Consider the following 24,940-nt stretch of genomic DNA (forward strand, 5'->3'; position numbering starts at 1 on the left):
GTGGAGAAAAGTAGAATTTAATATAGTACGAGGATAAATATATTTTAAGTGGGAAGCATGAATAATTTTTTTAAACATTTAAGAGGAGATATTTTTGGAGGAGTTACAGCAGGTATAGTAGCATTACCTTTGGCATTAGCTTTTGGAGTTTCTTCTGGACTTGGCCCTAGTGCAGGTTTATACGGTGCTATTTTTATAGCTTTTTTTGCTGCATTATTTGGCGGAACACCTACACAAATTTCGGGACCAACTGCACCTATGACAGCTGTAAGTATGCTAGTGATAGCAGGTATTGTAGGAGCATATGAAGGTAATGTAGAAAAAGCATTGCCAGCTATACTTACCGTATTTTTATTAAGCGGAATCTTTCAAATAGGATTAGGAGTTATAGGTATAGGTAGATACATTAGATATATTCCGTATCCAGTAGTATCGGGATTTATGACAGCGATAGGAGTAATGATTTTAATAACTCAAATATTACCTTCTTTGGGTTATTATCCTAAAGAAGATGAAAATCTAATAAACGCATTTAAGCCACAAGCAGAAGAAGTCATCCTAGAGAACATTCTAAAAGAGGAAGCAGGAGAAGGTATATTAGTACTCAAAGATTTTAAAGAAACAATCAAAAGAGCACATGAAATCACACCCGAAGCAATTGATCAAGAAGCAAAATCTTTGGTGGGATCCTATTCTTCTGGAGTTTTGGGAGCATTAAAAGTACTACCATCTGCGTTGCAAAAAATGAACTGGACAGAATTGATTCTAACGTTAATTACTATTGTAATTATTTATGGTTTTAAACGTATTACTACAGCTATACCAAGCACCTTAGTCGCATTATTAATAGTTTCTGGGATAGCGTATTTTGCAGGGATTAATTATCGAGCAATTCAGGAAATCCCTAGTGGGTTGCCTATTCCTAATCTTGAGATTTTTACAGAATTTAACTTTGGAGTAATAACACCATATATCTTTTCTGCATTATCACTAGCATTTTTAGGTGCCATAGATTCCTTATTAACATCTGTTGTAGCAGATAATATGACCAAAACGCGTCATGAACCTAATAAAGAATTGATAGGTCAAGGAATAGGAAATAGTATAGCCGCAGTTTTTGGAGGAATTCCGGGGGCAGGAGCAACCATACGTACTGTAGTAAACATCAATGCAGGAGGAAAAACAAAACTTTCTGGTATGATTGCGGGAATATTATTATTGATAATTTTGTTGCTATTAGGGCCTATTGCTTCTCAAATACCTGCAGCAGTTTTAGCAGGAATTTTAATTACGGTTGGAATTGGAGTGATGGATTATAAAGGATTAAAAGCGATTCCTCATATCCCAAAAGTAGAAGTAGTAATTATGATAGTGGTATTATTATTATCTGTATTCTGGAATTTGGTTTATGCGGTAGGAATCGGGTTACTGTTATCCTCATTGATGTTTATGAAAAAAATGGGAGATGTTACAGCTAATAAATCAAAGGTCAAAAATATTAAACAATCAGCAACTAATGGAGAAAAATGGATTGATGAATTAAATTTCCCAGAGAACTTAAAAGAAGAAGTATTTATAAAACATCTTAATGGCCCTGTATTCTTTGGATTTACAAGCGAATTTCAGGCCTTAGCACGACAAATACCTAATACAGCTTCACATGTAATTATTAGAATGGATAGAGTTCCGTATATCGACCAATCAGGATTATATGCGATAGAAGATGTCTTACATGACCTAGAACAACGCAATATCCAATCTTATATAGTGGGAGTACAAGCACAACCCTTGTATTTGATGAAAAATATAGATATCGTTCCTGATTTAATATCAGAAGATAGAATCTATGATAATTTTGAAAGCTGTATGAGTGTTTTAAGTACGATAGTGAAGAACGAATATTAATATATAAAAAAGAGGCGCTTAAAACGCCTCTTTTTTGTATTTATGAATTAATGCTTTAAAGGTATTTGAAGTATTACTTGTGTACCCGAAGCTTGATTAGTTTTATCTTTTAAATCTTTGAATTGTAAGGTAAATGTATGTTCAAAATTTTTGACAAAATTTGCAAGACGAGTTTTTGTAATTTCTACACCTATAGACTTCCGTTTAATTGTTTTATTTCTTCTAATTCGTTGAGCAGCTCTACGACCTATTCCATTATCGGTAATAATAATAGTGACAAAATCTTTTTTATCCCTATTAATTTCTAGAGTGATTTTCTTTTCTCCTTTTTTAGAAGATAATCCATGCCATAATGCATTTTCTAAGAAAGGTTGTAGAATCATAGAAGGGATTTTAATTGCTTCTAGCTCTATTTGATCTTTAACCTGCACCTGAAAATCAATTTCGTTTGAAAAACGTATGTTTTCAATACTCATATAGAGATCGATAGTTTCTAATTCTTCGGCTAGAGAGACTTCTTTAACTCTTGAGGCTTCAAGGATTTTACGAATAAGCTTAGCAAATTTATTAAGATAATAGACTGCATTTTTTTGCTCTTTGCTAATGATATATTGCTTGATCGAATTAAGAGAGTTAAAAATAAAATGAGGGTTCATTTGACTTCTTAACATATCTTGCTCTAAGGTTAATATTTTCTTTTCGTTATTTAATAAACGTTGACGATAAAGAATATAAACTAAGAGAATTAAAAGCATTAAAATAATAGAGCTAATAAGCCATATGGTTCTGTCTCTGCGTAATTTAAGTTTTACGATTTCATTTTCTTTTTCTAAAACCTTAAGTTGATTATTTATTTTTTCGGTATCATATTTAATTAAGAGATCGGTTACATATTGAAAATTCTTATCATTACTGATTTTATCATTGTATTCTTGTGCTTTTTTATGATAGAACAATGCTTGTTTAAAATCATTTTCATTTTCAGAGAGTAAGGATAAATGATTATAAGCATCCTCAATAGAGCTCATGAAGTTATGTTCCTTGGCAGTTGATAAAGCATGTAATAAATAAAACCTGGCCTTTTTAAAATCATTAACACCAATATGTGCCCTACCTAGATTGTTATATACTCGAGTAAGGTGAAACTTATCTCTTAAATCTTTGGCATTTTCTAAGATAGGAGTGATAATATCTATGGCTTGTTGGTATTTTTTTTGTTTAACATAAACACGACCTATGCTATTATAACAGATTACCTTACCAATCATAGAATTAATAGCTTCATTAAAAGCTAGCGACATACGATAATCCTTTAAAGCTTCATCTAAATTGCCAATAGATTCTTTTGCATACCCTATGTTTTGGTGATTTATAGCGAGACCTAATCGATTGTTAACATCTGTTTCGATGATTGCAGAGCGACTAAACTTTTGTATGGCGAGATCAAATTGTTTTAGTGTGAGATAAATATTTCCCATACTATTTAAAGAAACTGCGATACTTTGTTTTATAGATTTGGTAGGTGGATTTATATTTTCGGCAAGAGTAAGTGCTTCATGATGATAATCCAAAGCAGTGCGAATAGCATCTTTTCTTCTAAAAACTACTCCAAGCATATTAAGCCCAACAACTCTTAACTCTATATTATCTGCTTCGATAGCTTTTTCGATAGCTTGTTTATGCAATGCAATAGCTTTGGGATATTGAGTTGTATTTCTACAATGGATTCCCATCATGTTATAAGCATAACTTTCTCCTGAGGGATAGTTTGCTTTAGCAAAGCGATCAAACAAATAACGTAGATAAATAGAATCTTTGTTATGAGGTTTGAGTAATCGATCAATTTGATCATAACTTTTAGGCCTAAAGCTCAATAAGCTATCAACCCGCGCTATATAAAGCGAGTCGATTTCTTGAGAAAAACTTATAAGGCAACAAAAAATGAAAAATACAAATAATAGCTTTTTTTTCATGGGGGTATGTGTGATATTAAAGCTTTTGTAAAAAAGCGGCTTTTCGCTGTCGTGATAATGGGATCTTATGATTAGACACCAAAACGACATAACCGTCTGATTTAAAAAACTCCTTGATTTTGTCTAGATTGACTACATAAGAGTTATGGATCCTAAAAAAACGTTCATCAGGAAGTAGCGCATTAACTTCTTTTAGTTTTTTTGTGAGTACTATTTTTTTAGAGTTTTCTAGATGTAATGTGCTGTAGTTTCCATCAGATTCTACAAAAAGCAATTCATCTAAATCTTGAAAAATTAGTTTTCCATCAGTATTTATAGTGATACGCTTTTTATTATAACGACTATTATAGTCAGATAGTAAACGTTCAAAACGTTCTGTAGAAAAGTCATTACGAGTAATATACTTTTTAATCTTTGATATAGTAACTTTAAGATCATCCATATCAATAGGTTTTAATAAATAGTCGATAGCTTCTTGCTTTAAAGCCTTAATAGCATACTCATTATATGCTGTTGTAATGACTACGGCAAAATCTTTTACTTCAATTTTATTTAAAAATTGGAAACCATCCATTGTAGGCATTTCAATATCTAAGAATATACAATCAAAAGATGCAGATTTTATATGTTGTAAAGCTTTTTCTGGATCACTAAATTTTGCAACAACTTCTATTTCATCATTAAAATTACTTAATTCCCAAGATAAACTTTCTAGCGCTTTAGGTTCGTCATCTACTAATATTGCTCTAAGCATACACTTATATTTAATTTGTATTAAAGATAAGCTTTTATATAGAGAATGAAATTTGAGATCGTATCAATGGTAGCAAAAGGTGTATGATTTGCATTTTTTGAAAAAAGAAACTAGTCAAAAAGGTTAAACAGCAATATTATGATGGGTAAAAATCAAATAATTAAGACAACTTATGCAAATTATACACGATTTACTTCCAATCATACAAAATGGATTACGGTTAAACCTCTATTGAAGTATATTTGAATAGAAGTTTTTGTTATAAATGATAGGGGTAAAAAATTTCTAATAAACAACTTCGAAACTTTAATGTGTTTGCAGTCTCTTTAGGTAATAGAAAATAAGTAAGATTATATTTATTGGGGAATGGTATTATCTAAAAATGAACTTATTTTTTGAAGAGATTTAAAACACCTCAATGCAAAAGTGTATTGAGGTGTTTTTTTATATAAATATGTTAACTTTCAAATTAAATATGATCGTATTAGTTTGATCCAGTAATCTGAACTTTGTTTAATTTCAATATGCGATCAGGTGCAGTAGAATTAAATACAACTCTAATTTTAACAGCTTGATTATCTGTAACGGTAAGATCTTTGGTAAATACCATACTTCTCCAATCATTATCAGAGCATGCATCGGCATCATCATCTGTTCCCATTACAGTATGACCAGAACCATCTTCATCAATTTTGATAAAATTACCAACTCCCACAACTTGCCAGTAAACATCGATATAATCTTCTGGTGAATGATCTCCAGTTTCTTCAAGAACAACTTTCATATAAACCTTAGCATTTCCAGAAACATCAATTTCTTCTGTTTCCCATACTAATTCTCCTTGAGTATTCTCTGCCCAAAATGAAGGTCTGTAAATATCTCCATCTTCAGTATTATTTACATATCCTTTGTAAGCATTAGCAAGAGAAATACCAGAACCATCAAGAGTCCATTTACTCACATTTGCAGGATATTCTCCACTATTAGTAAGATTTCCATCTCCTGTACCAGAGAATCCAGTTTGATGATCATAACCTATAAAATCTTCTACCCACAATTCTGTAGAAGCAGGAAAAAAATCGGTTGTTTGTTGTGCATATATTGAGTATCCTATCATGAATAATAGGATTGAAATACTATTTTTCATTCGTAATTATTGTTTGTTTATGATGATTTTTTGAACGCTAAAAGATTGTTTACTGCTGTACATTCTTAAGAAATATACTCCTTGAGAATAATCAGAAAGAGGAAGTCTATGCTCTGAAGCATTTATTTCTTGATCAAAAACTTTTTGTCCTGTAATAGTAAATAATTCTAATTTGCTAATGGTCTTGTTTGACGTTACCATTAGATGATCAGATGCAGGGTTAGGATACGTTTTAAAAGAAGCAACATTACTTAAATCAGTAACACTTAAGGTTTGATCTTCTTGTCCCATCACAACGATATCATCTAGATAGAAATTTTCTGAAGAAGATCCATTTTTTAATGTTACTTTAATAGCTACAGATTGAGCATCATCTGGAATTTTAAAATATACATTTTCATGCCTCCAATCTCTATCTACACATCCTGTACCATCACCACCTACTAAGGTATGATCATCATTTCCAAAGTTTTTCCAATTAGGGATTCTTTCAAAAGCATTGCCATCAATACTATAATACACATCTACATAATCAGAGGACTCATGATCTCCATCTTCTTGTATAGATAAACTTACTGTAGTGTTATTGTGTAAGCTTACGTCAATCGTTTCAGAAATCCAAGAAACCCCATCACCTCCAGGATCTTGAACCCTTAAATGTGCATCGATATGTTGATTGTTTCTAAATACAGCAGCATAATCTGAAAAATTTTGTAAATCTGCGTTTGAAGCATCAAGACTCCACTTGCTTACTGAGGCAGGATAGTCTCCTAAATTGTAAATTACATTTGTCGAAGTATCACTATCGTTTTCACCTTCGATACCTGTTGGACTTTGATAGCCATTAAAATCTTCTTTCCAGATAACCTCATGTTTTTGCTGTGCTAGCAAAAACGATGAATTGGCTAGTAATAGAAGAGTAATTATTTTTTTCATAAAAAATTGATAATTTGATTAATTATTAACTTGGTTTTTCAAAACTATATAAAAATGTTGGTTAAATACATAATTATACAAGTGTAAGTAGATTAAGGTGTTAAGCAGAATATGATATTGGTTAGTAAAGTTTTTGTTTTCAGTGTATTACTGTTGTAAAAAGAGAATTCATAAAAAAATGTTAATATTTAACATTTTGATTATGAGTATAAAAAAAGTCCGTTGATACAATTTGTGTCAACAGACTTTTTTTATCTTTTAAAGATAAGTTTATTTAATAAAAATTCTTCCTAGTTTATCCTTTGCTTTTTTTGAAGTATAAATGATATATATTCATTTACTGCATTTCTATAAAAAACACTAGGTGTTTTTAAACTTCAGTAGCTTTCTCTTTTTTAACCTCTTCAATGATATTTGGTAAAATAGCAGGAGCAATAACTTGAATATGTGGATAAAGCATCGATTCGTCTATAGTATCTTGAGGAATGATTTCTAGATGTTTATTACCAGCATCAAAAAGCATCATAAAAGCACTAAGTATAAAAGCTATTTTTAATACTCCAAAAACGCCACCTAGTAATTTATTGAGTATGCCTAATGCAGCAAAATCAGCTATTTTGGTTAGTATTTTACCAATTAAAGTAATACCAATGACTACAATAATAAACGTAATGGCAAAAGCAGAAAGTTTTAATGTATTCTCATTCCATTGAACGTGATTACTTAGATAATCTGCAACGATATGAGAAAAATGAACAGCAAAGTATACTCCAGCTATTAAAGCTAATAATGAAGCAAGAGAAACTAGTAATCCTTTAGAAACGCCTCTAATAAGTCCCCACAAGAGTAAAATACCTAGAATGATGTCAATATAATTCATTGTTGCTGTTTTGCGTTCAATATACAGTTTTAAGATAAAATAATTATGTATATTTAATATAAAATATATATGAAAAAAATAATAGATATAGACGAAGAGTTAGTGCCTAAACTTAAGCTTTTAGCTGCTTTAGAAGGTGTTAGTGTAAAAAAACTGATGGAAAAATCAGTTAGTTGGTATATTGAATTCAAGCAAAAAGAACGAATTCAAAACATGAGTGTAGAAGAAAGAGAAGACTTAGGTTTATTGTTATTGATGCAACAAGTTTCTCTAGAGGGAACGGTAACCGAAGAAGAATTATTTAAAAAGAAAAAATGAATGTTCAAATTTCAAAGGCTTTTGCTTCAGACTTTCATGAAATTACAGATAGAAGCTTAGAAGAAAAAATAGCATTAATTTTAAAGCAACTTAAAGTTTGTAATACTATAAACGAAATCCCGCAATTAAAACCCATTAAAGGGAATCATAACACATATAAAATAGGAGTGGGATTTTATACCATAACGATGTATTTGTTTGAAGAACATAAAATACTTCTTATGCGATTGCTACATAGAGATACTATTTTAAAACACGTTAATAAAGCTAAATAGTTTTTTTGAAGGTTGACTACATAAACTATTGTATTTTTGCCAAAAAAACAACGCATGGCAAGAGACGAAAAACTGAAAGAAAGATGGGAAAGTTTGGTAGATAAACTATCTCAACAATTTGCAGAAGGAGATGTACTGGATCTAGATGCAATTATTTACTTGATAGGAATTCAAGAGTTAGGACAATTACATAGAAGGTTTAAAAAAGACGAGAAGTTAGATTTAATGCATATAGCTATATGTCGTTTGCTAGAACCATATGGTTATTATGAGTTTGATTATTATGATGAAGAAAAATGGCCTCATTATAAAGTCAAAGAAGAATTACCTAACTTAAAGGCTGGAGAGCAATCAATTCTTATGAAAGAAGCAATTGTAAACTATTTTGTAGAAAAAGAATATATAACCTAAATAACCTATGGGGTATAAGATTTTTATGATTGAACACTTTTTGCAAAAACCATTAGACACAGGGCCTATTTATAAAGAAACCTTAATGGGGCGATTGCCAGTAGAACCTTTTAATACGTTTAGTAATCTTATATTCCTTTGTATTATTATATACTTTTCTTTAAAAGTTTATAAAGAAGTAAAAAGACATCGATTTTTATCTTTTGGAATTCCAATATTAGCAATAGGATTTGTAGGCGGAACAATCTATCATGCAACACGCAGTCATGAATTATGGTTGGTTATGGACTGGTTACCAATTATGATTTTATGTTTGGCAGTTGTAGTTTACTTTATCTTTAAACTATACACTACTTGGTGGCAAAGGCTATTAATGTTAGTCTTGATAATTGGTAGTTCGTTTGCCATACGATTTATACCTATGCCTGTAGGACTTAGGATTTCTCTAGGTTATATTATTACATCAGTGACAGTAATTTTACCAATACTATTATATTTAAAAAAGACAAAGTGGATTAATATAAGTTCGATTGCTTTAGCTGTACTTTGTTTTTGTATTGCAATTACATTTAGAAGTGTAGATAAAATAATAGATTTTAGTTGGTTATATATGGGAACACACTGGTTATGGCACCTTTTTGGAGGAGCATCTGTCTATTTTTTGATGAATTATATTTATCTGGATGGAGAACGATTCTCAAAAATTAATATTAAATAAGTAAATATTGGGAAACTAATATCACTAATACAAAGAATTTTGGGCGAAATGATTAAATTTGCGCTTCCATTAAGAAAATGAACATGATCGATAAGATTAAAGACTACATCGTAGAAGTAGATAATTTTCAAGCAACTTCAAAAGAAGAAGTTGAAGCATTCAGAATTAAATTCCTAGGAAGAAAAGGAATATTAAAAGATTTGTTTGCTGAGTTTAAAAACGTAGCTAATGACCAAAAGAAAATATTTGGTCAAACAATAAATAGTCTTCAGAAAAAAGTTCAAGAAAAAATTGAAGTATTAAAAGATACTTTAGATACTCAAACTGAAGAAAAAGGTATTTATGGAGATTTAAGTCGTCCATCAGAGCCTATTCATTTAGGATCGAGACACCCTATTTCGTTAGTTAAAAACGAAATTATAGATGTATTTTCTAGAATAGGATTTAATGTGAGTGAAGGGCCAGAGATGGAAGATGATTGGCATAACTTTACTGCTTTGAATTTGCCAGAATACCACCCGGCAAGAGATATGCAAGATACGTTCTTTATACAAACAGATCCTGATGTGTTGTTACGTACACATACATCATCTGTACAAGTACGTTATATGGAAGAGAATAAACCTCCTATTAGAACAATATCTCCTGGAAGAGTTTTTAGAAATGAGGCTATTTCTGCGAGATCACATTGTATTTTTCATCAAGTAGAAGGATTATATATAGATAAAGATGTTTCATTCGCAGATTTAAAACAAACACTATTGTATTTTACCAAAGAGATGTTTGGTAAGAGTAAAATACGTTTGAGACCATCATATTTCCCATTTACAGAACCTAGTGCAGAGGTTGATATTTATTGGGGATTAAAAACAGAAACAGACTATCGTATTACGAAAGGAACAGGATGGTTAGAGATTATGGGATGTGGTATGGTAGACCCTAATGTATTACGTAATTGTAATATCGATCCAACAACATACTCTGGATTTGCATTTGGTATGGGAATAGAGCGTATAGCAATGTTATTATATCAAATAGGAGATATACGTATGTTTTATGAAAATGATGTACGTTTCTTAGAACAATTTAAAAGTGCGCTATAAAGCGCATTTTTGCTTTTATATAGTAAATACAACAATTTTATTAGCAATTATAACTAGATGAAAAAGGATATAGAAATTCCTGTAGTAGAAGGAGTGTATATGGCTGTTGTAAATGAATGGAATGAAGAATTCTTGGCTCAAGATTGGACAGCATATTTGATTAATGATACAGCAGAGGTTTTAGAAATGGCTATAGTAGTGACTAGAGGCTATGATGGAGACAAAAAAACATCGTTATTAAGACATGCTATAGGAGAAATAGCACCTAAATCTGCTGCAAAAGTTGAAATGATACAAGAAGAACTTCTTGCAATGAATAACGAATTTGCAGTTACGTTCTTTAAATCAGGAAAACTTTATGATAAGAAATATGTGTTTAGAAAAAACACGATAAACGAAAAAGCTTTTCAAGAGATTCCTACAATGGAACAACGTGGAATTTTGGTTAAATAAGTAAACTTTTTTCGATAAGAATAAAAAAAGAGGCTCATGAGCCTCTTTTTTGTTTTATATAGTGGAGTATTAATAACCTACTTTTTCTCGTACTCTAGCAAGAACTGTATCTGCTATTGCTTTTGCTTTCTGAGCTCCCACAGCTAGTGCAGCATCAATCTCATTAAGATTATCCATATAATAATGATAACGTTCACGTTGTGTAGCAAACTTATCTATTAAAAGCTCATACAAAGCTTGTTTAGCATGACCATAACCATAATTACCACCTTCATAATTAGCACGCATTTTGGCTAATTGTTCTGGAGTTGCTATAAGTTTATAAAGGGCAAAAACATTACAAGTATCTGGATCTTTAGGATCTTCCATAGGAGTACTATCTGTAGCAATTCCCATGATTTGTTTTCTTAACTTTTTATCTGGTAAAAATAAATTGATGATATTCCCTTTTGACTTACTCATCTTGGTACCATCGGTTCCCGGTACATACATCGTTTCTTGTTGAACTTTTGCTTCTGGTAAAACAAATAATTCACCTACTTGAGCATGCATACGAGCAGCAACATCACGCGTCATTTCAAGATGTTGTAATTGATCTTTCCCTACAGGAACAACTTCTGCATCATATAATAAAATATCTGCCGCCATAAGCATAGGATATGTAAACAATCCAGCGTTTACATCTTCTAGGCGATCTGCTTTATCTTTAAAAGAATGAGCAAGTGTTAATCGTTGATAAGGAAAGAAACAATTCAAATACCAAGTCAATTCTGTTACTTGAGGAATATCACTTTGTCTGTAAAAAACAGTTTTCTCTATGTCAAGTCCAAAAGCAAGCCAAGTCGCAGCAGTAGAATAAGTGTTTTCTCTTAAGGTTTTAGCATCTTTAATTTGCGTCAATGAATGCATATCTGCAATAAACAAGAATGACTCATTCTCTGGTTGGTTGGCCATTTGGATTGCTGGAATAATAGCTCCAAGCAAGTTTCCTAGGTGAGGAGTTCCTGTACTCTGTACTCCCGTTAGAATTCTAGACATAGTTATTTTTTGATTTTTCACAAAGGTAATTTTTTTGCCCACATAGCTCAAACCAAATGTGTATTTTTGAAGACATGAGAATAATCAGATACTTTTTAATTCTTTTATGGCGGATTTGGTTTTATGTGCTTATGGCATTACCGCTCATTGTATTTTTTCCTGTACTCTTAATACTCACGTCAAGCGAACGGTTTTATCCACAGTTTTTTGTGGTTGCTAGGTATTGGGCAAAGTGGTGTTTATATGGAGCAGGATTCTTTCCCAAAGTAACACATGAAGCTACTATAGATAGAAAACAAAGCTATATGTTTGTGGCTAATCATACTTCAATGACGGATATTATGTTAATGCTGTATTGTGTTAAAAATCCATTTGTTTTTGTAGGGAAAAAAGAACTTACTAAGATTCCAGTCTTTGGTTTTTTCTATAAGCGTACATGTATTTTGGTGGATCGAAATAATCAAAAAAGCAGAAAAGAAGTTTTTGATAGTGCACAAGCACGTTTAAATAAAGGAACGAGTATCTGTATTTTTCCAGAAGGAGGAGTACCAGATGACGAATCTATCGTATTAGATAGTTTTAAAGACGGAGCCTTTAGATTAGCAATCGATCATCAAATTCCGATTTTGCCATTAACTTTTATAGATAATAAAAAACGGTTTTCATATACATTCTTTAGCGGTAGTCCAGGAAGGATGAGAGCCTTTGTTCACAAAGCAGTTGCTACAGAAGGAATATCAATGGAAGATAAACGAACGTTGAGAGAACAGATAAGAACAATTATTTTAAATAAACTTACTTCTTACAAGAAATAATCGCTAGATATAAAAGAAACAAAGCCGTTCCTCCCCAGAAACGGCTTTTGCTTTCATTGCTTCTATGGTAAAGCAAAGACTAACCTAATCAACTAATATTAATAATGAATGTTTTAACACTCAATGATCTTACTAAAATTTATAACTAACCCCAGTATAAACACCCAAATAATAAGGTTTAAAGTTTCCAGGATTATCGTTTAAAGCATTAAATTGATATTTTAAAATAGGTTCTAAGTTTAACCTAAACTTAGACGTTAATTTATAGTTCAACCCAACACCTATATTTCCGCTAAAACTCACGTTATTTAAATTATTCGCTTCCCCTATTGGTGTGGTAAAATCACCTGCATTAATAGAGACTGTATTATCTTTAAGAAATAAAGTACTTATTCCTCCAATCATTTGAACTCCTAATTTTTTGTCAACCAAAGCATAACTAGCTTCAAGAGGAACCTCGATATAAGATATTTCTTGATTTAAAAAACCAAGGTCTTGAATAAAATTGGGATCTCTTTGGTCTAGTGTACTTAATGAGTTATTTATTGGTGCAGCAGAAGGCTTAAAATCGCTTACAAGTATGGTTTCAGAGTTAGCATTATAGTTAATGCTTGGGATGTTTTTAGCATCTACAGCAGGGCTAAAACCTACATTTTCTGTAGCATAACTCAATTCTACATTATGAACTCCAGAGCGTATGCTTAAACGTTTATTAATTGTATATGCAATTTGAACCCCATAACTAAGGTTGATACCACCGTTTTTATTGTTGTCAGAAAATTCATCACTAATCGACGAACCATTCCCTAAAGAGTTATAATAAACAGGTGCGATATTAGGAGTTACATTCCATTTTTTGCTCTTTTGATCGGTAGTAGCAATAGCTTCTTCGGTTTCTTGCTCTTGCTCTTTAATGACATCAAAGATGGATTTCTTATTAGCATCAGATGCTTGTTGCTGTATAGAATCAATAGCTATTTTAGAAACCTCACTAGCATTTGAAGCTATAGCTATAGCAGAAGAGTTTTCTGTAGAAGCATCGATTACAGTATTTTTTATAGAAGAATGAACTTCAGTATCAGTATTGTTTGAGATATTATTTTTTGATGTATTAGCTATGGCAGTGTTTTGAGCAATAACAGAAGATTCATTTTTAGTTGTAATAGCAGTAGTATTAAAAGATGAAGTTCTAGAGACGTCTTTTTGAATCTGATCTTTATTTTGGATTAAAGAAGTATTGTTATCGTTATTATTAAACTTATTTGGTGATGTAGCTACTATTTGAGTCTCTCTAGTTTGAGTTGTTGTTTTTATATTAGGAGAAGGAACTGATGCTGTAGACGAAGCGTTGATTTTTTTGTGACCAGTCGTGTTATCAACAATAGTAGCTTCTTGAGTAAGAGTAGTTATCGAATCATATGCTATTTGATTAGGTTCTTTTGTGTTATTGTTTTGTGTAGGAGTAGATACTATGTCATTTTTATTCTTTTCTGTAGTACTGTCCTCGTTTTGAGTTTCGTCTAAGACGATAGTTGGAGAAGTAGTAGTATTAGAAAAAGGGTTTTGAAAAAGACCAATACTAGCGATGATAGCTATAATGGCAGCAATACCACCTAAACGCCACCATAGCGGTATAATGATAACACGTTTTTTATCCTTCTTTTTACGATCTTGTATTTTGTTCCATACAGCATCGTTAGGAGCAACTTCAAAATCTTTAAAGCGCTCTTGAAATATGCGATCTATGTTTTTCTTTTCACTCATCTCATCCTTCAATTTGTTGACAATAATGACTATCGTCAGTATTCTCTAATTTTTCTTTTAAAATATATCGAGCTCTAGCCAAATTAGATTTAGAAGTGCCTACAGATATGGTTAGCATCTCAGCAATCTCTTTGTGTGAATATCCGTCCAAAACATATAAATTAAATACCAATCGATAGCGATCGGGTAATTGTTGAATGAGTTGGAGTAGATAATCAAGAGAGAATTGTTCTTCGTCAATCTCGACCTCGATATCTTCGATCTGATCCTCGTGTACAATTTCAAAAACTTTTTGCTTACGATATTTTTGTAAAGCAGTATTTATTGTAACACGTTTTAACCAGCCTTCAAATGAACCGTTACCTTTATACTGTGAGATTTTGTCAAAAATTGTAATAAACGAATCCTGCAAGGTATCTTCGGCACTTGCATAATCACGAGAATATTTAAGACAAAGAGAAAACAATTTACTACCGTAGAGTTTAAATAATTGTTCCTGTGCCTTAGCATCTTGTTTCTTACATTTTTTTATGAGTTGTTCTAAACTCACTCACAGTCATTTTAATAATTAATCATCAAATTCTACGACAGGAACTTCAACAACTAAAAATTGATGTTCACCATCGGTATCTCGTCCTTGCCAAAATCTAAAAACATAAGAAGAACTATTGCCAGGTAAAAAATTTAAAGCAACTTCAACTTCATTTTCGGGCTCTTCTATATCTTCACATGACCTATCTGTAAAAACAGTATTGATAATAGCAACAGTACGTTCGTTATTGACTGGGGTATAGTCAAAACTATTGAAATTATGGCAATTAGTAGGTCTTAAGTATTTTATTTTAATAGAATAAACTTCTCCTCTAACAAAGGTGTTAGGGAGCTCTACACTTTGAACGGGTACAGCTTCAAAGAAAAAATTAATACCGTCGTCATCTGTACTACAGCTTGCAAAAGTGACAATCATTGCAAGGATCAAAATTATTTTTTTCATGTATTTTAAGAAAAAATTGAGTAATGTGTTTAGTGAGTAGATGTAGCTAAGAATAAAAGGTTGCGTCTTTAAAACAAAAAAATCCCGAGACTTCGGGATTTTTTTGTTTTTATCAATAAGAAAAGAATTATTCTTTAGCAATTTTGATAGCTTCTTTAATCTTTTCCTCTAGCTCTTCCATAAGTTCTGGATTGTCTAGTAGTAATGATTTAACAGCATCTCTACCTTGTCCTAATTTAGTATCTTGATAACTAAACCAAGAACCACTTTTCTTCACAATCTCATAGTCGACACCTATATCTATAATTTCACCAACTTTAGAAACACCTTCACCATACATGATATCAAACTCGGCAGTTCTAAATGGTGGAGCAACCTTGTTTTTAACGATTTTCACACGTGTTTTGTTACCCATAACTTCACTACTACTGTTTTTAATTTGAGTAGAACGACGAATATCTAAACGTACCGAAGAGTAGAATTTTAAGGCATTACCTCCAGTAGTCGTTTCAGGATTACCAAACATTACTCCAATTTTTTCACGAAGCTGGTTGATAAAGATTACAGTACAGTTGGTTTTATTAATCGAGCTGGTAAGTTTACGCAAAGCTTGAGACATTAAACGCGCTTGAAGCCCCATTTTAGAATCTCCCATTTCTCCTTCAATTTCACTTTTTGGAGTCAAAGCAGCTACAGAGTCAATAACGATAATATCAATAGCACCAGAACGAATCAAATTATCAGCAATTTCAAGAGCTTGCTCACCATTATCTGGTTGAGAAATAATTAAATTCTCGATATCAACATTTAACTTCTCTGCATAAAAACGATCAAAAGCATGCTCTGCATCAATAAAAGCAGCAATACCACCAGCTTTTTGAGCTTCGGCTATAGCATGTAACGTTAAAGTAGTTTTACCAGAAGATTCAGGACCATAGATTTCTACAATTCTTCCTCTAGGATATCCACCTACACCTAAGGCTAAATCTAAACCAAGCGAACCAGTAGGAATTGTTTCTACTTCAACAATAGCGCTATCGCCCATTTTCATCACAGTTCCTTTACCATAAGCTTTATCAAGTTTATCAAGGGTAAGTTGCAGTGCTTTTAATTTTGCACCTTTCTCTTTATCAGTACTCATGCGTTGCTCTTTCTTTTTTATTAATGATTTGCGCTAAAATACTACAACTTTTTGGGCATACCAATTTAAATATAGCTGCTGTTTAAAAAAGTTTTCGATTTTTTTCACTCGATCACGCAACCTTTTAAAAAGATATGCATCTACAAAGTGAAAAAGCAAATATTGAACAAATTAAGCAGTAAGGAGGGGAAGATGAAATTTCTTAAAAGAGTGATCTTAAACGATTGTTGTGGAATTACAACAGTTACTATAAGACGCTGTATTTTTGATGGCGGTTAGCTTCGTTACTATAAATAAAAGATTTAAAAATTTTTTTAGTAACGAATTAACCGAAGAAATGCCTTGAAGTGGTTTTCAAGGCATTTTTTTATGTAATTACTATTTGTATTTTTGCACCAAATATCACCTAGAGTGATTAAACATATATTTCTTTTAACATAAAAACATTAGTATAGCATGCAACTGTACAATAAATTAAGTGCAAAAGAAAGAGCAGAGCTAATCGATCAAGCAGGAGAAGATCGTATTACTATCTCTTTCTACCAATATGCAAATATTGGAAATCCAGAAGTCTTTAGAAATCATTTGTTCCTTAATTGGGATAAATTAGATGTTTTAGGTCGAATTTATGTGGCCAAAGAAGGGATCAATGCACAGTTATCTGTTCCCGCTCCTAACTTTAATGCATTTAAAGAACACCTTGATAGTGTGTCTTTTCTTAACGGAATACGTTTAAATATTGCAAGAGAGCAGGATACAAAATCATTTTTGAAGTTAAAGGTTAAAGTAAGAGATAAGATTCTTGCAGATGGATTAAATGATGAAACTTTTGATGTTACCAATAAAGGAAAACATTTAAAAGCAAAAGAATTTAATGATATTATAGCAGACCCTAATACAGTATTAGTGGATATGCGTAATCATTATGAAAGTGAAATAGGACATTTTGAAGGAGCAATTACTCCAGATGTAGATACCTTTAGGGATTCTTTGGATATTATAGAAGAGGATCTAAAAGAGCACAAAGAGGATAAAAATCTTGTGATGTATTGTACAGGAGGGATTAGATGCGAAAAAGCAAGTGCATATTATAAGCATAAAGGATTTAAAAATGTTTTTCAATTAGAAGGAGGAATCATTGAATATGCTAGACAAGTTGAATCAGAAGGATTAGAAAACAAATTCAAAGGAAAGAATTTTGTTTTTGATCATAGAAGAGCAGAGCAAATTTCTAATGAGGTTATTTCTAATTGCCACCAATGTGGAAAACCATGTGACACGCATGTAAATTGTGCAAATGAAGCTTGCCATTTACTTTTTATTCAATGCGAAGAATGTGCAACAACAATGGATACATGTTGCTCAGACGAATGTAAAGACATTATTAAATTACCATATGAAGAGCAAAAAGCTTTAAGAAAAGGGAAATTTAATAGCAATAAAATCTTTAAAAAAGGACGTTCAGAAGTATTGAAATTCAAGAAGTAATGGTATTTTGCTCCAAATGTAATCGTTTGTAGAAAAATCATAGTATCTTTAACCAGTGCTATTTTTTGTAGAAAAGAGCATTTTTACGCTTTGCAAAAAATAGCATGGATATAGATATTAGAATAGATATATAGAGTAAGAACCATTTTTGCTATGTTAAAAATACATAAGCAAATTTCAATATAGGTAAATAATATGGGGTGTAGTAGTTGTTCCTCAGGTAAGGATGGGCAACCTAAGGGATGCAAGAATAATGGAACCTGTGGTACAGATGGATGTAATAAATTAACAGTCTTTGATTGGCTTTCCAATATGGCTATGCCTAATGGTGTAGCTCCATTTGATTATGTAGAAGTACGTTTTAAAAACGGAAGAAAAGGATATTATAAAAACACAGAAAACTTAGGACTATCAATAGGAAGCATAGTAGCGACAGAAGCTTCTCCAGGGCATGATGTAGGAATGGTGACTCTTACAGGAGAGTTGGTACGCATACAAATGAAGAAGAAAAATGTAGAAATTGATGGTGAAGATACAAAAAGAGTCTATCGTAAAGCTTCTCAAAAAGACATAGATATATGGCAAAAAGCGCGTGACCGTGAAGAAAGTATGAAGGTTCGTGCTCGCGAAATTGCAATTCGATTAGAATTACAAATGAAAATTTCTGATATCGAATTTCAAGGAGATGGCTCAAAAGCAACGTTTTATTATACAGCAGAGGATCGTGTAGATTTTAGGCAGTTGATTAAAGAGTTTGCGCATGAATTCAGTACGAGAATCGAGATGCGACAAATTGGATTTAGACAAGAAGCTGCTAGATTAGGAGGAGTAGGATCTTGTGGTAGAGAATTGTGTTGTTCTACTTGGTTATCAGATTTTAGATCAGTAACAACCAGTGCAGCTAGGTATCAGCAATTATCATTAAACCCACAAAAGTTAGCTGGACAATGTGGTAAGTTAAAGTGTTGTCTTAATTATGAGCTAGATGCCTATATAGATGCCTTAGACGATTTCCCAAAAACAGAAACAAAGCTTCATACAGAAAAAGGAACTGCAACCTGCCAAAAGATAGATATTTTTAAAGGCTATATGTGGTATGCGTATGAAGGAGAGTGGATGAACTGGCATAAAATTAGCACAGAACATGCTCAGGAAATTATTGCAGCTAATGAAGCAGGAGAACCGGTACCAAGTCTAGAAGAGTTTGCTTCAGAGTTACTTGAAGATACTAAAATGGATTTTGAAAACGTTGTAGGACAAGATAGCCTTACGCGTTTTGATCAACCTAAGAGAAGTAACAGAAATAGACGCAATAGAAATAAAAATAAACGTTCTGGGCAACAAAAAAATAAGAATAAAGCAGCGAATAATAACAATAACGCTAATGGCAATGGCAACTCACAAAAACCTAGAAAAGGAAAAGGAGTAGCTAATAATACTAACAATAAAGATAAAGAGCCAAGAAAGAAGACTCCTCAAAGTAAATCTACACCGAGAAGGAAGAATCAAAATCGAAATAATAGAAAGCGTAAACCCCAACAGGATCAAAAAAAGAATGACAAAGCTTAATATTTTTGTACTATTTACACTATTAGTTTTGCTTATATCTTGTGATAATAAGCAAGTGTTTGACGAATATAAAAGTATGCCTAATGGGTGGCATAAAGATACACTTGCTCATTTCTCGATACCACAATTGGATACTACAAAAACCTATAATGTATTTCTTAATGTGAGAAATACAAATGAGTATCAGTACAGTAATTTATACTTGATAACTACTTTAGAATTTCCTAAAGGAAAGGTACTAGTAGACACTTTACAATATGAAATGGCTTTACCTGACGGGCAATGGTTAGGAGAAGGATTTACAGATGTAAAAGAAAACAAATTGTGGTATAAAGAAGGCGTAAAATTTAACGAAGAAGGAATTTATAAAGTTTCTATACAACATGCCATGCGAAAAAATGGTGAAGTAGACGGGATACAAATGTTAGAAGGAATTACCGACGTTGGTTTTAGAATAGAAAACGTGCAATAGTCATAAAATTATAGCAAAAGTAACATCTACATCAAAATATGGAAGAAACAACAAGTAAACCTAAGAGTAATTGGAAATACATCGGGTGGTTTTGGGCATTATTTATCCTAGGATTAGGAGCAGGAGTGCTAATATTTATGATGGCAAGCTGGGGCACATTTGGTCCTATGCCAGATTTTAAAGAGTTAGAAAACCCTAAAAGTGATTTGGCAACACAAATCATGTCTTCAGATGGAAAAATTTTAGGAACCTATTTCGAAGAAAACAGAACACCAGTAAGTTTTGATGAATTACCACAACACCTAGTAGATGCTTTGGTAGCTACAGAAGATGCACGATATTATGAACATTCAGGTATTGATGCTAGAGGAACGTTAAGAGCATTAACTTCGTTAGGAGGTAAAGGTGGAGCAAGTACTATCACACAACAGTTGGCAAAACTTTTATTTCATGGAGAACGTGCCAAGGGATGGAAAAAATATACGCAAAAAATAAAAGAATGGGTAATTGCTACACGATTAGAAAGACAGTATACTAAGAATGAGATTATAGCCATGTATTTAAATAAACAGGGCTTTCTTTTTCAAGCAATAGGAGTGAGTTCTGCGGCACGTATTTACTTTAATAAAGCAAACCTAAAAGATCTTAAAATAGAAGAAGCAGCCGTAATTGTAGGAATGCTTAAAAATCCAAGACAGTATAACCCACATAGAGCAATTTCTAAAAAGAAATCTTTCAACCGTAGAAATACAGTGTTAAGTCAAATGGAAAAATATGGCTATATCACAGAAAGAGAACGAGACAGTTTACAGCAATTACCAATGAAGATTGACTTCTCTCCAGAAGGACATAGTGATGGAATTGCTACATATTTTAGAGAATATTTAAAGAAATGGATGCAAGATTGGGTAAAAGCTAACCCAAAAGGTAAAGACGAAGACGGAAATACAATCTATTATGATATCTATAGAGATGGATTAAAGATTAATGTAACTATAGATTCTCGTATGCAGCGTTATGCCGAAGAAGCAGTGGCGGAACATATGCCTAGATTGCAGAAAGAATTTAATAAGCAAAACGAAAAAAATAAAACAGCACCATTTAGAGATCTTACAAAAAGTCAAATAGATGCTATTATCAATAGAGCAATAAAGACTTCAGGTAGACGTAAAGAAATGCTAAAACAAGGTAAAAGTGAAGCCGAAGTTTTAGCCTCTTTTGATAAGAAAACAGAGATGACTGTGTTTACTTGGCAAGGAGAAAAAGATACGATCATGACACCACGTGATTCTATCTGGTACTACAAATCGTTCTTCCGTACAGGATTAATGTCAATGGAGCCACAAACAGGGCAAATTAAAGCCTGGGTAGGAGGAATAAATTATAAAAACTTCCAATACGATCATGTAGATCAGGGAACAAGACAAGTGGGATCTACATTTAAGCCTTTCGTTTATGCTACAGCTATAGATCAATTAAAATTATCACCATGTGATACCTTACCTAATACGCAAATAACGATTCCTAAAGGGAAATATGGAGTAACAAATGATTGGACACCTAAGAATAGTGATGGGGATTATGGAGGGTACCTAAACTTAAAGTCTGCATTAGCAAAGTCGGTAAATACAGTTTCGGCTAGATTGATGGACCGTATAGGCCCAGAACCAATCATAAGGTTAGCGAATAAGATGGGAGTAGAATCAGAGATTCCATCAGTAGCATCTATATGTTTAGGATCTGTAGATTTAAAACTATCAGAAATGGTGGGAGCCTATAGCACATTTGCTAATAAAGGAATTTATACAAAACCAGTAATGGTAACAAGTATAGAAGATAAAAACGGAACAATCTTATACCAATTCATTCCAGAGACAAAAGATGTTATCAGTCAAGAAGCAGCTTATGTAACACTTAATTTAATGGAAGGTGTAACGCAATCAGGATCGGGAATGCGTTTACGTACAGGGCCATCTGAGCGTTATGATTATAAAAATGTAATTACAGGATACCCATACCAATTTAGAAATCCTATTGCAGGAAAAACAGGAACTACACAAAATCAAAGTGATGGATGGTTTATGGGGATTGTACCTAATTTAACTACGGGAGTATGGGTAGGAGGAGACGATAGAGCTGTACATTTCCCTACAGTACGATATGGTCAAGGAGCTACAATGGCATTGCCAATATGGGCGATTTTCATGAGAAAATGTTATGAAGATAAAGAACTTCAGATCTCCAAAGAACCATTTGAAAAACCAGAAGAGCTTTCTATAGAGGTTGACTGTGAGAAGTTTAAGAAAATGCAACAGTCAGAAGAAAGTGAAGATGACGAATTTGAGATTTAAGATATAGTTTTCTATTCAATAAGAATAACTCTTAAAGAAAGCTAAACAACCTATATAATGCGCTATTTTTTTAGTACTTTTAGTACTCTAAAAATAGCACATTATGATTCGTAAAACGGTAGCAAGTGTTACAGAAGCATTAGATGGAGTACAAGACGATATGACTCTTATGTTAGGAGGTTTTGGACTTTGTGGAATTCCAGAAAATGCCATAGCAGAACTTGTAAAACGTAATATAAAAGGTCTTACATGCATTTCTAATAATGCAGGAGTAGACGATTTTGGTTTAGGGCTTTTACTTCAAGAAAAACAAATCAAAAAAATGATCTCTTCTTATGTAGGAGAGAATGATGAATTTGAACGTCAGATGCTAAGTGGTGAACTTGATGTAGAATTAATACCTCAAGGAACACTAGCAGAACGATGTAGAGCTGCACAAGCGGGATTCCCTGCTTTTTATACTCCGGCAGGATACGGTACAGAAGTAGCCCAAGGAAAAGAAACAAGAGAATTTAACGGAAAAATGTATGTCTTAGAAGAAGCTTTTAAGGCAGATTTTGCTTTTGTAAAAGCATGGAAAGGTGACGAAGCAGGGAACTTAATTTTTAAAGGTACTGCCCGTAATTTTAATCCATGTATGTGTGGAGCAGCAAAAATCACTGTGGCAGAGGTAGAAGAACTTGTTCCAGCAGGAACTTTAGACCCTAACCAAGTGCATATTCCAGGGATTTTTGTACAGCGAATTTTTCAAGGAGAACGTTTTGAGAAAAGAATCGAGCAACGTACGGTTCGCACTAAAAACTAAAAAATTAAAAAAGAAAAAACATGGCAGTATTACGATTAGGTGACGAAGCACCAAACTTTATAGCAGAAACAACAGAAGGAAAAATAGATTTTCACCAATGGCTAGGAGACAGCTGGGGTGTGTTATTTTCACATCCAGCCGACTATACACCAGTATGTACAACAGAACTAGGTACCGTAGCAAAATATACAGAAGAGTTTAATAAGCGCAATGTAAAAGTTGCTGCATTAAGTGTAGATGGATTAGACTCTCATCACGGATGGATCAAAGACATTAATGAAACTCAAAATACTACAGTTAATTTTCCGATTATAGCAGACGAAGACAGAAAAGTATCAGAGTTATATGATATGATACACCCTAATGCAGATAGTAAATTAACAGTGCGATCTGTGTTTGTAATAGGAGCAGATAAAAAGATCAAACTTACCATTACATATCCAGCATCAACTGGGCGTAATTTTGATGAGCTATTAAGAGTAATAGACTCTTTACAACTTACAGCTTATCACAAAGTGGCGACACCAGCAAACTGGAATCACGGAGATGATTGTGTTATTGTACCAGCAGTAACCAATGAAGAAATTCCAGAACTATTCCCTAAAGGACATAAAGAAATCAAACCTTATTTAAGGATGACTCCACAACCCAATCTAGATTAATTAATAACTATCGCATTATGTTAGATAAAAACGGAATTGCTAAACGTATAGCACAAGAACTAGAAGATGGTTATTTTGTTAATCTAGGGATAGGAATTCCTACGCTGGTAGCAAATTATATTCCCGAAGGAATCGAAGTAGAATTTCAAAGCGAAAATGGAGTATTAGGGATGGGACCTTTTCCTTTTGAGGGAGAAGAAGATGCAGATATCATTAATGCAGGAAAACAAACCATTACCACGATGCCTGGCGCTTCATTCTTTGACTCGGCAACAAGCTTTAGTATGATACGAGGAAAACACGTAGACCTTACGATACTAGGCGCTATGGAAGTTGCAGAAAACGGAGATATAGCCAACTGGAAAATTCCGGGTAAAATGGTAAAAGGAATGGGAGGCGCAATGGATCTTGTAGCCAGTGCAGAAAACATTATTGTAGCAATGATGCACACCAATAGAGCTGGACAATCAAAATTGCTTAAATCATGCTCATTACCATTAACAGGAGTAAACTGTGTAAAGAAAGTAGTAACAAACTTAGCTGTATTAGAAATAACATCAGCAGGATTTAAACTCTTAGAAAGAGCACCAGGAGTAAGCGTAGCAGAGATAGAAGCTGCTACAGCTGGAACACTAATCATTGAAGGCGATATTCCCGAAATGCAATTAGATTAAACAAAAAACTTTATAAAATAGAAAAGCTACGCATCATGCGTAGCTTTTCTATTTTATAAGTGACGAGTAATGGAGTTCGTCATTTCGGCAGGCTCAATGACCACAGACTGAATGACCGGTGTAAGTTAGAATGTTTTTTTAGTAAAGAGTGATTAGAGGTGAGTTAGTTAATGAGTAAACAACTGATGTAGGTCGAGTGATTTTATGTAGCATAACGAAATAAAATTGTATCGAGACCAATGCATCAAAAATGCTTTTTTTATAAGTAATAAGTAGATAGTGATGAGTAAATAG

Annotated in this window: 25 protein-coding genes; 15 read left to right on the plus strand and 10 right to left on the minus strand. The window is 32.7% G+C overall.

The window, feature by feature from the left end; genetic code table 11:
- Positions 1-57: 57 nt before the first annotated feature.
- Positions 58-1,905, plus strand: coding sequence for a SulP family inorganic anion transporter (locus ACYEKI_RS06365; protein WP_459210336.1), 1,848 nt, complete (start codon positions 58-60; stop codon positions 1,903-1,905).
- A gap of 47 nt (positions 1,906-1,952) precedes the next feature.
- Here the strand turns inward: ACYEKI_RS06365 and ACYEKI_RS06370 are convergent, their stop codons facing one another.
- The 5 genes from ACYEKI_RS06370 to ACYEKI_RS06390 form a co-directional block, all read right to left on the minus strand.
- On the minus strand, positions 1,953-3,878 hold the full coding sequence (locus ACYEKI_RS06370) for a tetratricopeptide repeat-containing sensor histidine kinase (RefSeq protein WP_459210337.1): 1,926 nt from the start codon (positions 3,876-3,878) through the stop codon (positions 1,953-1,955).
- Positions 3,879-3,894: 16 nt separating this feature from the next.
- Positions 3,895-4,632 carry a LytR/AlgR family response regulator transcription factor gene (locus tag ACYEKI_RS06375; protein WP_459210338.1) on the minus strand — a complete coding sequence of 246 codons (738 nt, stop codon included), beginning with the start codon at positions 4,630-4,632 and terminating at the stop codon, positions 3,895-3,897.
- Between the two features lie 484 nt (positions 4,633-5,116).
- The gene (locus ACYEKI_RS06380) at positions 5,117-5,779 is read right to left on the minus strand and encodes a hypothetical protein (RefSeq protein WP_459210339.1); all 663 of its coding nucleotides are present in this window, start codon (positions 5,777-5,779) and stop codon (positions 5,117-5,119) included.
- Positions 5,780-5,785: 6 nt separating this feature from the next.
- Positions 5,786-6,715 (minus strand): T9SS type A sorting domain-containing protein, encoded by a 930-nt coding sequence (locus ACYEKI_RS06385; RefSeq protein WP_459210340.1) that lies wholly within the window; start codon positions 6,713-6,715, stop codon positions 5,786-5,788.
- Between the two features lie 370 nt (positions 6,716-7,085).
- Positions 7,086-7,595 (minus strand): CvpA family protein, encoded by a 510-nt coding sequence (locus ACYEKI_RS06390; RefSeq protein WP_459210341.1) that lies wholly within the window; start codon positions 7,593-7,595, stop codon positions 7,086-7,088.
- Positions 7,596-7,664: 69 nt separating this feature from the next.
- Here ACYEKI_RS06390 and ACYEKI_RS06395 point away from each other — a divergent pair, with 69 nt between their 5' ends.
- From ACYEKI_RS06395 to ACYEKI_RS06420, 6 genes are all read left to right on the plus strand, one after another.
- The gene (locus ACYEKI_RS06395; protein WP_459210342.1) at positions 7,665-7,913 is read left to right on the plus strand and encodes a hypothetical protein; all 249 of its coding nucleotides are present in this window, start codon (positions 7,665-7,667) and stop codon (positions 7,911-7,913) included.
- On the plus strand, positions 7,910-8,188 hold the full coding sequence (locus ACYEKI_RS06400) for a hypothetical protein (RefSeq protein ID WP_459210343.1): 279 nt from the start codon (positions 7,910-7,912) through the stop codon (positions 8,186-8,188). Before ACYEKI_RS06395 ends, ACYEKI_RS06400 begins: the two co-directional genes overlap by 4 nt.
- A 54-nt stretch (positions 8,189-8,242) precedes the next feature.
- Positions 8,243-8,599: a hypothetical protein gene (locus tag ACYEKI_RS06405; protein WP_459210344.1), complete on the plus strand. Its 357-nt coding sequence runs from the start codon at positions 8,243-8,245 to the stop codon at positions 8,597-8,599.
- Positions 8,600-8,606: 7 nt separating this feature from the next.
- Positions 8,607-9,317 (plus strand): hypothetical protein, encoded by a 711-nt coding sequence (locus ACYEKI_RS06410; RefSeq protein ID WP_459210345.1) that lies wholly within the window; start codon positions 8,607-8,609, stop codon positions 9,315-9,317.
- An 83-nt stretch (positions 9,318-9,400) separates the two neighbouring features.
- The gene (gene pheS / locus ACYEKI_RS06415) at positions 9,401-10,420 is read left to right on the plus strand and encodes a phenylalanine--tRNA ligase subunit alpha (protein ID WP_459210346.1); all 1,020 of its coding nucleotides are present in this window, start codon (positions 9,401-9,403) and stop codon (positions 10,418-10,420) included.
- A gap of 57 nt (positions 10,421-10,477) precedes the next feature.
- Positions 10,478-10,873, plus strand: coding sequence for a hypothetical protein (locus tag ACYEKI_RS06420; protein WP_459210347.1), 396 nt, complete (start codon positions 10,478-10,480; stop codon positions 10,871-10,873).
- A gap of 69 nt (positions 10,874-10,942) precedes the next feature.
- Here the strand turns inward: ACYEKI_RS06420 and trpS are convergent, their stop codons facing one another.
- A complete protein-coding gene (gene trpS, locus ACYEKI_RS06425; RefSeq protein WP_459210348.1) occupies positions 10,943-11,911 on the minus strand; it encodes a tryptophan--tRNA ligase in 969 nt (322 codons plus the stop codon).
- Positions 11,912-11,985: 74 nt separating this feature from the next.
- Here trpS and ACYEKI_RS06430 point away from each other — a divergent pair, with 74 nt between their 5' ends.
- Positions 11,986-12,726: a lysophospholipid acyltransferase family protein gene (locus tag ACYEKI_RS06430; protein ID WP_459210349.1), complete on the plus strand. Its 741-nt coding sequence runs from the start codon at positions 11,986-11,988 to the stop codon at positions 12,724-12,726.
- Between the two features lie 132 nt (positions 12,727-12,858).
- Here ACYEKI_RS06430 and ACYEKI_RS06435 read toward each other — a convergent pair whose 3' ends face one another.
- From ACYEKI_RS06435 to recA, 4 genes are all read right to left on the minus strand, one after another.
- Positions 12,859-14,490, minus strand: a complete 1,632-nt coding sequence (locus ACYEKI_RS06435; RefSeq protein WP_459210350.1) for a hypothetical protein — start codon at positions 14,488-14,490, stop codon at positions 12,859-12,861.
- Position 14,491: 1 nt separating this feature from the next.
- Positions 14,492-15,040, minus strand: coding sequence for an RNA polymerase sigma factor (locus ACYEKI_RS06440; protein WP_459210351.1), 549 nt, complete (start codon positions 15,038-15,040; stop codon positions 14,492-14,494).
- 18 nt (positions 15,041-15,058) lie between these two features.
- Positions 15,059-15,484: a hypothetical protein gene (locus tag ACYEKI_RS06445; protein ID WP_459210352.1), complete on the minus strand. Its 426-nt coding sequence runs from the start codon at positions 15,482-15,484 to the stop codon at positions 15,059-15,061.
- A gap of 127 nt (positions 15,485-15,611) precedes the next feature.
- A complete protein-coding gene (gene recA / locus ACYEKI_RS06450; protein WP_459210353.1) occupies positions 15,612-16,625 on the minus strand; it encodes a recombinase RecA in 1,014 nt (337 codons plus the stop codon).
- Between the two features lie 456 nt (positions 16,626-17,081).
- Between recA and trhO the strand changes: the two genes are divergently transcribed.
- The 7 genes from trhO (at position 17,082) to ACYEKI_RS06485 (ending at position 24,646) form a co-directional block, all read left to right on the plus strand.
- Entirely contained in the window at positions 17,082-18,113 is a 1,032-nt protein-coding gene (gene trhO, locus ACYEKI_RS06455) for an oxygen-dependent tRNA uridine(34) hydroxylase TrhO (protein ID WP_459210354.1), read from the plus strand.
- Between the two features lie 195 nt (positions 18,114-18,308).
- On the plus strand, positions 18,309-19,682 hold the full coding sequence (locus tag ACYEKI_RS06460) for a PSP1 domain-containing protein (RefSeq protein WP_459210355.1): 1,374 nt from the start codon (positions 18,309-18,311) through the stop codon (positions 19,680-19,682).
- Positions 19,669-20,154: a gliding motility lipoprotein GldH gene (locus ACYEKI_RS06465; RefSeq protein ID WP_459210356.1), complete on the plus strand. Its 486-nt coding sequence runs from the start codon at positions 19,669-19,671 to the stop codon at positions 20,152-20,154. The genes ACYEKI_RS06460 and ACYEKI_RS06465 overlap by 14 nt, the downstream gene beginning before the upstream one ends.
- A gap of 38 nt (positions 20,155-20,192) precedes the next feature.
- Entirely contained in the window at positions 20,193-22,505 is a 2,313-nt protein-coding gene (locus tag ACYEKI_RS06470; RefSeq protein WP_459210357.1) for a penicillin-binding protein 1A, read from the plus strand.
- 103 nt (positions 22,506-22,608) lie between these two features.
- Complete coding sequence (locus ACYEKI_RS06475; protein ID WP_459210358.1) at positions 22,609-23,310, plus strand: CoA transferase subunit A; 702 nt, start codon at positions 22,609-22,611, stop codon at positions 23,308-23,310.
- Positions 23,311-23,330: 20 nt separating this feature from the next.
- The gene (locus tag ACYEKI_RS06480; protein WP_459210359.1) at positions 23,331-23,972 is read left to right on the plus strand and encodes a peroxiredoxin; all 642 of its coding nucleotides are present in this window, start codon (positions 23,331-23,333) and stop codon (positions 23,970-23,972) included.
- A 17-nt stretch (positions 23,973-23,989) separates the two neighbouring features.
- A complete protein-coding gene (locus tag ACYEKI_RS06485) occupies positions 23,990-24,646 on the plus strand; it encodes a 3-oxoacid CoA-transferase subunit B (RefSeq protein ID WP_459210360.1) in 657 nt (218 codons plus the stop codon).
- The last annotated feature ends 294 nt before the right edge of the window (positions 24,647-24,940 follow it).

Origin of the sequence: Aquimarina rhabdastrellae (assembly GCA_947387485.1) — a bacterium.
Lineage (GTDB): Bacteria > Bacteroidota > Bacteroidia > Flavobacteriales > Flavobacteriaceae > Aquimarina.

Excerpts from the sequence above, each read along its gene's own strand:
- ACYEKI_RS06365 (WP_459210336.1), top strand. The coding sequence starts at position 58 with ATGAATAATTTTTTTAAACATTTAAGAGGAGATATTTTTGGAGGAGTT.
- ACYEKI_RS06370 (WP_459210337.1), bottom strand. The coding sequence starts at position 3,878 with ATGAAAAAAAAGCTATTATTTGTATTTTTCATTTTTTGTTGCCTTATA.
- ACYEKI_RS06375 (WP_459210338.1), bottom strand. The coding sequence starts at position 4,632 with ATGCTTAGAGCAATATTAGTAGATGACGAACCTAAAGCGCTAGAAAGT.
- ACYEKI_RS06380 (WP_459210339.1), bottom strand. The coding sequence starts at position 5,779 with ATGAAAAATAGTATTTCAATCCTATTATTCATGATAGGATACTCAATA.
- ACYEKI_RS06385 (WP_459210340.1), bottom strand. The coding sequence starts at position 6,715 with ATGAAAAAAATAATTACTCTTCTATTACTAGCCAATTCATCGTTTTTG.
- ACYEKI_RS06390 (WP_459210341.1), bottom strand. The coding sequence starts at position 7,595 with ATGAATTATATTGACATCATTCTAGGTATTTTACTCTTGTGGGGACTT.
- ACYEKI_RS06395 (WP_459210342.1), top strand. The coding sequence starts at position 7,665 with ATGAAAAAAATAATAGATATAGACGAAGAGTTAGTGCCTAAACTTAAG.
- ACYEKI_RS06400 (WP_459210343.1), top strand. The coding sequence starts at position 7,910 with ATGAATGTTCAAATTTCAAAGGCTTTTGCTTCAGACTTTCATGAAATT.
- ACYEKI_RS06405 (WP_459210344.1), top strand. The coding sequence starts at position 8,243 with ATGGCAAGAGACGAAAAACTGAAAGAAAGATGGGAAAGTTTGGTAGAT.
- ACYEKI_RS06410 (WP_459210345.1), top strand. The coding sequence starts at position 8,607 with ATGGGGTATAAGATTTTTATGATTGAACACTTTTTGCAAAAACCATTA.
- pheS (WP_459210346.1), top strand. The coding sequence starts at position 9,401 with ATGATCGATAAGATTAAAGACTACATCGTAGAAGTAGATAATTTTCAA.
- ACYEKI_RS06420 (WP_459210347.1), top strand. The coding sequence starts at position 10,478 with ATGAAAAAGGATATAGAAATTCCTGTAGTAGAAGGAGTGTATATGGCT.
- trpS (WP_459210348.1), bottom strand. The coding sequence starts at position 11,911 with ATGTCTAGAATTCTAACGGGAGTACAGAGTACAGGAACTCCTCACCTA.
- ACYEKI_RS06430 (WP_459210349.1), top strand. The coding sequence starts at position 11,986 with ATGAGAATAATCAGATACTTTTTAATTCTTTTATGGCGGATTTGGTTT.
- ACYEKI_RS06435 (WP_459210350.1), bottom strand. The coding sequence starts at position 14,490 with ATGAGTGAAAAGAAAAACATAGATCGCATATTTCAAGAGCGCTTTAAA.
- ACYEKI_RS06445 (WP_459210352.1), bottom strand. The coding sequence starts at position 15,484 with ATGAAAAAAATAATTTTGATCCTTGCAATGATTGTCACTTTTGCAAGC.
- recA (WP_459210353.1), bottom strand. The coding sequence starts at position 16,625 with ATGAGTACTGATAAAGAGAAAGGTGCAAAATTAAAAGCACTGCAACTT.
- trhO (WP_459210354.1), top strand. The coding sequence starts at position 17,082 with ATGCAACTGTACAATAAATTAAGTGCAAAAGAAAGAGCAGAGCTAATC.
- ACYEKI_RS06460 (WP_459210355.1), top strand. The coding sequence starts at position 18,309 with ATGGGGTGTAGTAGTTGTTCCTCAGGTAAGGATGGGCAACCTAAGGGA.
- ACYEKI_RS06465 (WP_459210356.1), top strand. The coding sequence starts at position 19,669 with ATGACAAAGCTTAATATTTTTGTACTATTTACACTATTAGTTTTGCTT.
- ACYEKI_RS06470 (WP_459210357.1), top strand. The coding sequence starts at position 20,193 with ATGGAAGAAACAACAAGTAAACCTAAGAGTAATTGGAAATACATCGGG.
- ACYEKI_RS06475 (WP_459210358.1), top strand. The coding sequence starts at position 22,609 with ATGATTCGTAAAACGGTAGCAAGTGTTACAGAAGCATTAGATGGAGTA.
- ACYEKI_RS06480 (WP_459210359.1), top strand. The coding sequence starts at position 23,331 with ATGGCAGTATTACGATTAGGTGACGAAGCACCAAACTTTATAGCAGAA.
- ACYEKI_RS06485 (WP_459210360.1), top strand. The coding sequence starts at position 23,990 with ATGTTAGATAAAAACGGAATTGCTAAACGTATAGCACAAGAACTAGAA.